Source organism: Polaromonas sp. P3_A5, from assembly GCF_056403055.1.
In genome coordinates, this window is record NZ_JBFUGF010000002.1 from 325,980 (window position 1) to 335,000 (window position 9,021).

Below are 9,021 nucleotides of genomic sequence, written 5' to 3' on the forward strand. Positions count from 1 at the left end.
AGATCAAACCCGCAGTATCTCAGGCCAGTGTGACATCCTTGCCCGACAGTTTTTTGGCGAGGCCTTGCGCCAGGCGATTCACGGCGCCGTAGATGGACAGTTGCGGGTTGGCGCCAATGCTGGTGGGGAAAAGCGACCCATCGTGAATCGAAAGATTTTCGAGTTGCCAGTGCACACCGTCGGGCCGGGTAACGCCCTGTCGTTCAGCGCCCGCAAGACTGCAGCCGCCCATGACATGGGCGCTCACAACCCGCGTGAGCATCGGCTTCATGGGCAAGGCACTGACCGCAGTTCGCGCCTCAGCCCAAGAGGTATAAGGCCTGGCCATTTCGTGCAGCGGCAAAACCTGTTTGGCACCCGCTGCAAACTGGATTTCCATCATCGACAGCAGAGCCCTGCGCCCGCCCTCCATGACGTAGTCCGTCAGCGGATAGTCCAGCACGGCGGAGTTGTCGCTGCGCAGCTTCACCTGGCCGCCTGGCGACTCGTCATGAAAGCCGTCACGGAGCAAGGCCAGCAGCGTGTGGTTGTAGGGAAAAGACTTGAGCAGGTCGTGCTGACCCTGGCCGAAGCCAGGGACGGTCGACGCAAAGATGATCGGGTGCAGGGGCGGCGCTTCCAGCTTGTAGCCAATCGGCCCGTCAATCGCCTGGGTTTCCAGGAAATGATCGGAGTAAATGGTTTGCGGCGCACCGTTCCAGGCCTCCACCTTCTGGTCAAACACACTGGACGACATCACGACCGGGTGCAGGAATGTCCGGGCACCCATCACACTATGCGGATCAGGCGCTCCAGAGCGCAACAGGACAGCCGGCGAGTTGATGGCACCGCCAGCCAGCACATAGTGTTTTGCTCTTATTTTGATAGCTGATTGCGCAAGTTCTGATTGGGCTGAAGCCCCATTTGGCCCTACACCCCGGCATATCAGCGCGGTGACCCGGCCATTGGCCAGCTCAAGGCTTTCTGCGCGGGTTTCAGTGAGCAGTTGCGCTCCACGCTCGAGCGCGGCAGGAATGGTGGTGACCAGCATGGACTGCTTGGCATTGGTGGGGCAACCCAACCCGCACGAGCCCAGGTTCCAGCAACCCTTGACGTTGCGGGAGATGGCCGAAGCGGGAATGCCCAGTTTGGCGGCGCCTCTGCGCAACAGGTCGTTGTTCTCGTTCGGCGGGACCAGCCAGGGGGTGATGTTCAGCCGCTGCTCGGCCTGCGCAAAATACGGTGCAAGCGCTCCCACGGTGTAGCCACCCAGGCCAAACCTGTCCTGCCAGAATTGAAGCGTGGAAGCGGGTGTACGGAAAGAGCTGGTCCAGTTCACCGTGGTGGAGCCACCCACGCAGCGCCCCTGCAGGATGTTGATGGCTTTGTCTGCTGTTTTGCGGGCGGCGCTTTCCTGGTAGAGCGAAGGATAGGCCTCTGACTCTTTCTGGTTGAAATCCGAGCTGCTTCTAAGCGGGCCTTCTTCAATGATCACCACCTGCAAGCCGGCCTTGGCCAGCAGCTCGGCCGTGACTCCGGCGCCTGCGCCGCTGCCTATGATGGCGACGTCACAGGTGATTTTTTCAGGCACCGGGCCGAGCGCGCCACCCATGACTTTCCAGCCGCGCGCAATGCCTTCGCGGATCGGGTCTTTCAATTGACTCATGCTGCTTTCGGTGTCTTCAGATTTTGACGGGGCCGGGATAGCCCAACATCGCCCAGCTGGACGGTTCGGAAAAATACGCGCCGGCCGTGATGTCGTGTAGGGCGGCATAAGCCTGCTGGCGCAGCGCGAGGCTTGACAGACGCATATCCTGAAGCGCCTGCTGGATCTCCGCAACAGAGGCTTCGGGCCAAGGCCGGCTCAAGCGGGCCAGCGCGTGCCGACCGGCAGCACTGGCCAGCAACGCCAGCAGTTGTGACAACTCGCCTTGCGCATGAGGCGGAAGGGATTGCACCAGGATATCGACCCGGCTGAGCAAGCCTTGCAGCGCAATCTCGCGCGGGCCGGCGTCTGCGGGCAAAGTGGTATCCAGAACAGCGCGGCCTACAGCGGAAAAGACTTCACGTCCCGAGTGAGTCAAGACCCCACTGGTCAGGCCAGGCTGCAGCAAAGCAGCAGCGCCGCCAGCGACAACCAGCACGGCCGCTGACGCGGCACCGAGCTTGAGAAGCGTTCTTCTTTGCATCCGGGAAGTTTCTCATGCGCATTTAGGTTTCTATAGGGGGCCGTACCTAGATAAACTCCGGGTTTGTATGGACGCATCCGCACAACAAATTCATCACGCACTGCAAACCGTTGCGCAGCTTCGGCAGCAGCACGCGGCAGACCCACCGCTGGCCAGGGCGAGCGCGGAGGTCAAGCGGTTTCAGGCGCGCCGTTTTCAGGCCACTTACTCGGACCTGCTGCACAGCCCGCGCTATAAAACTGCCGCCACCTTCTTCCTGCAGGAGCTGTACAGCGACAAAGACTACGCCGAACGCGACCAGCAGTTTGCGCGTATCGCAAGCACCATCGCCAAACTCTTCCCGCAACCTGTTGTCAGCACGGCTGCCGCGCTGGCGGAAGTGCACGCGTTGACGGAAAAACTCGACGACCTGATGGCGCGGGAATGGCTGGCGGACTCTGCAGCCATCCCGGAAAGCAGCGATTGCGGGAGATACATCCGGTGCTGGCGACGGGTCGGGGATGTAGCCGCACGCACCCGGCAACTTGAAGTTGTCCTGCACCTTGGGGACGAACTCAACCGCCTGACGCGGACATTCGGCCTTCGCACGCTGCTCAAGATGATGAGAGGGCCGGCTGCCGCGGCGGGGTTGAACTCCCTGCAGCACTTTCTGGAAACCGGCTTTGACGCCTTTGCCAACATGCGTGGAGCCGACGAGTTCCTGCGCTTGATCAAGGACCGCGAGACGGCCTGGATTCATACCCTGTTCACTGACGAAGCTGTCACCTGCGAGACCAGATTGGGCCATTTGCTGGCCGCGGGGCCGTAATGTCACGTCGGCATTAGGACAAGCCCCATACGGATTCCACAGCACGGCTTTCACAATGGGCCGCAAGGAGTGTGTATGAACAAGCATTGGCTCAACAGTTATCCCGCAGGCGTTTCACACGAGATCGACACCGAGCAGTTCCGCTCGTTGAATCATCTGCTGGAAGACTCGTTCAAGAAAAACGCGGCCAAACCTTTTTCGGTTTGCATGGATCGCTGGATGACGTACGGACAGCTCGATGAACTGTCGTCGGCTTTAGGCGCCTGGCTGCAAAGCCTGGGTCTTGAGAGCGGGGCGCGGGTTGCGATTATGCTGCCAAATGTTCCGCAGTTTGCAGTCACCATGGCGGCCATCCTGCGGGCAGGCTATACCTGCGTCAACGTCAATCCGCTGTACACCGCCCGTGAACTGGAGCACCAGTTATGCGACTCCGGGGCCACTACCATCGTCATTCTGGAGAACTTCGCTGCGACACTGGCCGAAGTGATTGAGCGCACACCAGTGAAGAACGTCGTCATGGCGTCCATGGGTGATTTGCTGGGCTTCTGGTATGGCCAATGGATCACCTTCGCAGTCCGCCACCTGGCCAAGCTGGTGCCCGCCTACAAATTGCCGCTTGCAAACGGGCGCATCGTGACAGCCTTCAATCGCACGATCGCAGAAGGTAGCCGCCTGCCCCTCAGGCCTGCGCAGACCACACTGGATTCAATCGCCTTTTTGCAATACACCGGCGGGACAACCGGATTGTCAAAAGGCGCCGTGCTCACGCATCGCAATATCGTTGCGGCCATTCTGCAGGCCGAAGAATGGTTCACGCCGGCTCTAGAGCGGATAGGCGATGTCAGCAAGACAAACAATATCGCAGCGTTGCCGCTGTATCACATCTTCGCGTTGACGCTATGCCTGCTTTCGATTCGTTGGGGAGCTCATCTAACACTCATTCCGAATCCGCGTGACTTCGGTAAATTCATCGAGGTGCTCAAGAAGCGTCCGTTTCACATGTTGCCGGCCGTCAACACGCTTTTTAATGCGCTGCTTCAGCACCCTCAGTTCAAGACGGTAGATTTCTCGGCCCTTTGTGTTTCGCAGGCGGGTGGCATGGCCGCGTCCGAAGGTACGGCGAAACACTGGTTGCAGGTCACAGGTTGCCCCATGATTGAAGGCTGGGGCATGAGCGAGACTTGCGCCATCGGCACCAACAATCCGGTGATGAACAAGGAGTTCACCGGCACCATCGGCCTGCCGTTGCCCAGCATCGAAATCGCCATCAAGGATGACGATGGCCTATCGCTCGCACTTGGCGAATCCGGCGAGATCTGTATCAAAGGTCCGCAAGTCATGACGGGCTATTACCAGCAGCCTGAAGAGAACAAAAAGGCGTTCACCTCCGATGGCTTCATGCGCACCGGTGATATTGGCATCATGGACGAGCGCGGCTACACCAAAATCATCGATCGCAAGAAGGACATGATCATCGTTTCGGGATTCAATGTGTTCCCCAATGAACTTGAGAACGTCATTTCCCTGTGCCCAGGCGTTGTTGAGTGCGCAGCCATTGGCATTGCCGACGAAAAACAGGGCGAAGCTATCAAGGTTTTTGTGGTGAAAAATGACCCTACACTGACCGAAGACGATGTGAGCGCCTATTGCAAACAGCACCTTACCGGATACAAACGACCCAAATATATTGAATTTCGCGATGACTTGCCCAAAACCAACGTTGGAAAAATCCTCAGGCGTGAACTGCGAACGGCGACCTGAAGCGCTGCAGGGCTCGGTAGCTTCTGATGGCCAAGCCTGATTTACCCCCGGGAATGCAGGTTTTTGAGCGCGGCTGGCTCTCTGCAAACAATATTCTTTTCACCGACGGTGAAAAAACCTTGCTGGTTGATAGTGGTTATTGCACGCACGCGCCGCAAACGCGGTCGTTGATTGAGTCCGTCCTTGGGTCCCGCCCTCTCGATATTCTCGTCAACACGCACCTGCACAGCGATCACTGTGGCGGCAATGCTGCTTTGCAGGCGCGTTATCCCGATCTGCATACCCTTATTCCTCCTGGCCATGCGCAACAAGTAGCCGACTGGGATCCCGTGGCGCTGACTTATTTTCCGACCGGTCAGCTGTGCCCACGGTTCACCTTCACTGATGCGATGAAGCCGGGAGGTTCCATGCAGTTCGGGTCCGAGATGTGGCAGATTCATGCGGCGCCTGGGCATGACCCGCATTCGCTGATTTTTTTCCACCCCAATAGTCGTGTACTTATTTCAGCCGATGCTTTGTGGGAAAACGGCTTCGGTGTGGTGTTTCCCGAGCTGGAAGGTGCCAATGCATTCACGGATGTCGCCGCGACTTTGGACGTAATTGAGCAGTTGAAGCCCAAGACCGTCGTTCCCGGGCACGGCCGTGTCTTTGCATACACACCAGAGGTGCTAGCGCTAGCACGTCAGCGGCTGAATTCATTTGTCAACAATCCGCCCAGACATGCGCACCATGCTGCCAAGGTTCTGCTGAAGTTCAAATTGCTCGAAATTCAACGCCAGAATTTCAACGACTTCGCAAAATGGGCCCTGGAAACGCCTTATTTCATGCAAATCAAAGCCAAATTTTTCGCGGACATCCCTGCCCGCGCGTGGATTGAGCAATTAAGCAACGAACTGGTGACTGCCGGCGTGGCCAACAGAGACGGTATGCATATCGTGAATGCCTGAATCACTGCGGGCCAGCGAGTTTTGACATTCATTTTTATCGCTGCTGTGTCGATGGCCTCTTGGCGAGCACCTAGACGCCTGCTTTAAGCACTTTGCACAAATACAAAAACAAAAGCCCGCATGAATTCATGCGGGCTTTTTAAACTCTGTGGCCTGGTCAATACCAAGCGCACAAAAGAAAACGCCCGGTTGATCAAAAATCAACCGGGCATTCCTTGCTGTAAGAGCCTGACGATGTCCTACTTTCACACGGGAATCCGCACTATCATCGGCGCTAAGTCGTTTCACTGTCCTGTTCGGGATGGGAAGGAGTGGTACCAACTTGCTATGGTCATCAGGCATAACTTGTTGACAGATTGTCCAAAGAACAATCCATCGAATTCATAGAGTAAATCAGCTTGTATTTAGATTCGCACAGCTGCTGAGCTGTGCTTTTTGAATGCGTCAACTTGGCATAACAACTTCGAATTAATCAAAGTTATAGGGTCAAGCCGCACGAGCAATTAGTATCAGTTAGCTTAACGCATTACTGCGCTTCCACACCTGACCTATCAACGTCCTGGTCTTGAACGACTCTTTAGGGGGCTCAAGGCCCCGGCAGATCTAATCTTGAAACGAGTTTCCCGCTTAGATGCTTTCAGCGGTTATCTCTTCCGAACTTAGCTACTCGGCAATGCCACTGGCGTGACAACCGATACACCAGAGGTTCGTCCACTCCGGTCCTCTCGTACTAGGAGCAGGCTTCCTCAAATCTGCAGCGCCCACGGAAGATAGGGACCAAACTGTCTCACGACGTTTTAAACCCAGCTCACGTACCTCTTTAAATGGCGAACAGCCATACCCTTGGGACCGGCTACAGCCCCAGGATGAGATGAGCCGACATCGAGGTGCCAAACACCGCCGTCGATATGAACTCTTGGGCGGTATCAGCCTGTTATCCCCAGAGTACCTTTTATCCGTTGAGCGATGGCCCTTCCATACAGAACCACCGGATCACTATGTCCTGCTTTCGCATCTGCTCGACTTGTCAGTCTCGCAGTTAAGCACGCTTATGCCATTGCACTATTATCACGATGTCCGACCGTAACTAGCGTACCTTCGAACTCCTCCGTTACACTTTGGGAGGAGACCGCCCCAGTCAAACTGCCTACCATGCACTGTCCCCGATCCAGATAATGGACCTAGGTTAGAACCTCAAACACACCAGGGTGGTATTTCAACGTTGGCTCCATGCGATCTAGCGACCACACTTCAAAGCCTCCCACCTATCCTACACAGATCTGTTCAAAGTCCAATACAAAGCTACAGTAAAGGTTCATGGGGTCTTTCCGTCTTTCCGCGGGGAGATTGCATCATCACAAACATTTCAACTTCGCTGAGTCTCAGGAGGAGACAGTGTGGCCATCATTACGCCATTCGTGCAGGTCGGAACTTACCCGACAAGGAATTTCGCTACCTTAGGACCGTTATAGTTACGGCCGCCGTTTACTGGGACTTCAATCAAGAGCTTGCACCCCATCATTTAATCTTCCAGCACCGGGCAGGCGTCACACCCTATACGTCGACTTTCGTCTTAGCAGAGTGCTGTGTTTTTAATAAACAGTTGCAGCCACCGATTTTTTGCAGCCTCATTGGGCTCCCCAAGTAAATGGTTCACCTACTAAAGGCACACCTTCTTCCGAAGTTACGGTGTCAATTTGCCGAGTTCCTTCTCCTGAGTTCTCTCAAGCGCCTTAGAATACTCATCTCGCGCACCAGTGTCGGTTTGCGGTACGGTCGTGTGTAGCTGAAGCTTAGTGGCTTTTCCTGGAAGCAGGGTATCACTCACTTCGTCTGCAAGCAGACTCGTTATCACCCCTCATCTAAGCCCGGCGGATTTACCTACCAGGCACGACTACAGGCTTGAACCAACATATCCAACAGTTGGCTGAGTTAACCTTCTCCGTCCCCACATCGCACTACACATCGGTACAGGAATATTGACCTGTTTCCCATCAGCTACGCATCTCTGCCTCGCCTTAGGGGCCGACTCACTCTACGCCGATGAACGTTGCGTAGAAAACCTTGCGCTTACGGCGAGGGGGCTTTTCACCCCCTTTAACGCTACTCATGTCAGCATTCGCACTTCTGATACCTCCAGCAGGGTTTACACCACCACCTTCACAGGCTTACAGAACGCTCTCCTACCACTTGCAATAAATTGCAAATCCGCAGCTTCGGTAACTGGCTTAGCCCCGTTACATCTTCCGCGCAGGACGACTCGATCAGTGAGCTATTACGCTTTCTTTAAATGATGGCTGCTTCTAAGCCAACATCCTGACTGTTATAGCCTTCCCACTTCGTTTCCCACTTAGCCAATTTTAGGGACCTTAGCTGGCGGTCTGGGTTGTTTCCCTCTTGAGTCCGGACGTTAGCACCCGGTGCTCTGTCTCCCAAGCTGTACTCATCGGTATTCGGAGTTTGCATTGGTTTGGTAAGTCGCCATGACCCCCTAGCCAAAACAGTGCTCTACCCCCGATGGTAATACTTGAGGCACTACCTAAATAGTTTTCGGAGAGAACCAGCTATTTCCAAGTTTGTTTAGCCTTTCACCCCTATCCACAGCTCATCCGCTAGTTTTGCAACACTAGTCGGTTCGGACCTCCAGTGCGTGTTACCGCACCTTCATCCTGGCCATGGATAGCTCACTTGGTTTCGGGTCTACACCCAGCGACTGATCGCCCTATTCGGACTCGATTTCTCTACGGCTACCCTATTCGGTTAACCTTGCCACTGAATGTAAGTCGCTGACCCATTATACAAAAGGTACGCAGTCACCCCTTACGAGGCTCCTACTTTTTGTAAGCACACGGTTTCAGGATCTATTTCACTCCCCTCCCGGGGTTCTTTTCGCCTTTCCCTCACGGTACTAGTTCACTATCGGTCAATGATGAGTATTTAGCCTTGGAGGATGGTCCCCCCATATTCAGACAGGATTTCTCGTGTCCCGCCCTACTTTTCGTTAGCTCAGTATCACAAGTCTCTTTTTACATACGGGGCTATCACCCGCTATGGCCAACCTTTCCAGGCTGTTCTGCTAAGAGTCTTGCTATCACTAACAGGCTTCTCCGATTTCGCTCGCCACTACTTTCGGAATCTCGGTTGATGTATTTTCCTCGAGCTACTGAGATGTTTCAGTTCACCCGGTTCGCTTCGCATACCTATGTATTCAGTATGCGATACCCCGAAGGGTGGGTTTCCCCATTCAGAAATCTCCGGATCAAAGCTAATTTGCCAGCTCCCCGAAGCTTATCGCAGGCTATCACGTCTTTCGTCGCCTATCATTGCCAAGGCATCC

At 55.1% G+C, this 9,021-nt stretch carries 5 protein-coding genes and 2 rRNA genes (1 of these 7 cut by a window edge); 3 read left to right on the forward strand and 4 right to left on the reverse strand.

Annotated features, from left to right (window positions below; genetic code table 11):
• Window positions 1-19 precede the first annotated feature (19 nt).
• Together AC1DU8_RS19005 and AC1DU8_RS19010 are read right to left on the reverse strand one after the other, a co-directional pair.
• On the reverse strand, window positions 20-1,645 hold the full coding sequence (locus tag AC1DU8_RS19005) for a GMC family oxidoreductase (protein WP_477727154.1): 1,626 nt from the start codon (window positions 1,643-1,645) through the stop codon (window positions 20-22).
• Between the two features lie 16 nt (window positions 1,646-1,661).
• Window positions 1,662-2,168, reverse strand: a complete 507-nt coding sequence (locus AC1DU8_RS19010; RefSeq protein ID WP_457282799.1) for a hypothetical protein — start codon at window positions 2,166-2,168, stop codon at window positions 1,662-1,664.
• A 67-nt stretch (window positions 2,169-2,235) separates the two neighbouring features.
• Between AC1DU8_RS19010 and AC1DU8_RS19015 the strand changes: the two genes are divergently transcribed.
• The 3 genes from AC1DU8_RS19015 to AC1DU8_RS19025 all read left to right on the forward strand — a co-directional run bounded on the left by AC1DU8_RS19015 (window position 2,236) and on the right by AC1DU8_RS19025 (window position 5,684).
• Window positions 2,236-2,976 (forward strand): DUF8198 family protein, encoded by a 741-nt coding sequence (locus AC1DU8_RS19015; RefSeq protein WP_457282798.1) that lies wholly within the window; start codon window positions 2,236-2,238, stop codon window positions 2,974-2,976.
• A gap of 75 nt (window positions 2,977-3,051) precedes the next feature.
• Window positions 3,052-4,737 (forward strand): AMP-binding protein, encoded by a 1,686-nt coding sequence (locus AC1DU8_RS19020; protein ID WP_457282797.1) that lies wholly within the window; start codon window positions 3,052-3,054, stop codon window positions 4,735-4,737.
• Between the two features lie 26 nt (window positions 4,738-4,763).
• Complete coding sequence (locus AC1DU8_RS19025; protein ID WP_477707221.1) at window positions 4,764-5,684, forward strand: MBL fold metallo-hydrolase; 921 nt, start codon at window positions 4,764-4,766, stop codon at window positions 5,682-5,684.
• Window positions 5,685-5,910: 226 nt separating this feature from the next.
• Here the strand turns inward: AC1DU8_RS19025 and rrf are convergent.
• Together rrf and AC1DU8_RS19035 are read right to left on the reverse strand one after the other, a co-directional pair.
• Window positions 5,911-6,023 (reverse strand): 5S ribosomal RNA (gene rrf / locus AC1DU8_RS19030).
• A 143-nt stretch (window positions 6,024-6,166) separates the two neighbouring features.
• A 23S ribosomal RNA gene (locus AC1DU8_RS19035) occupies window positions 6,167-9,021 on the reverse strand; it runs 25 nt beyond the window's last position.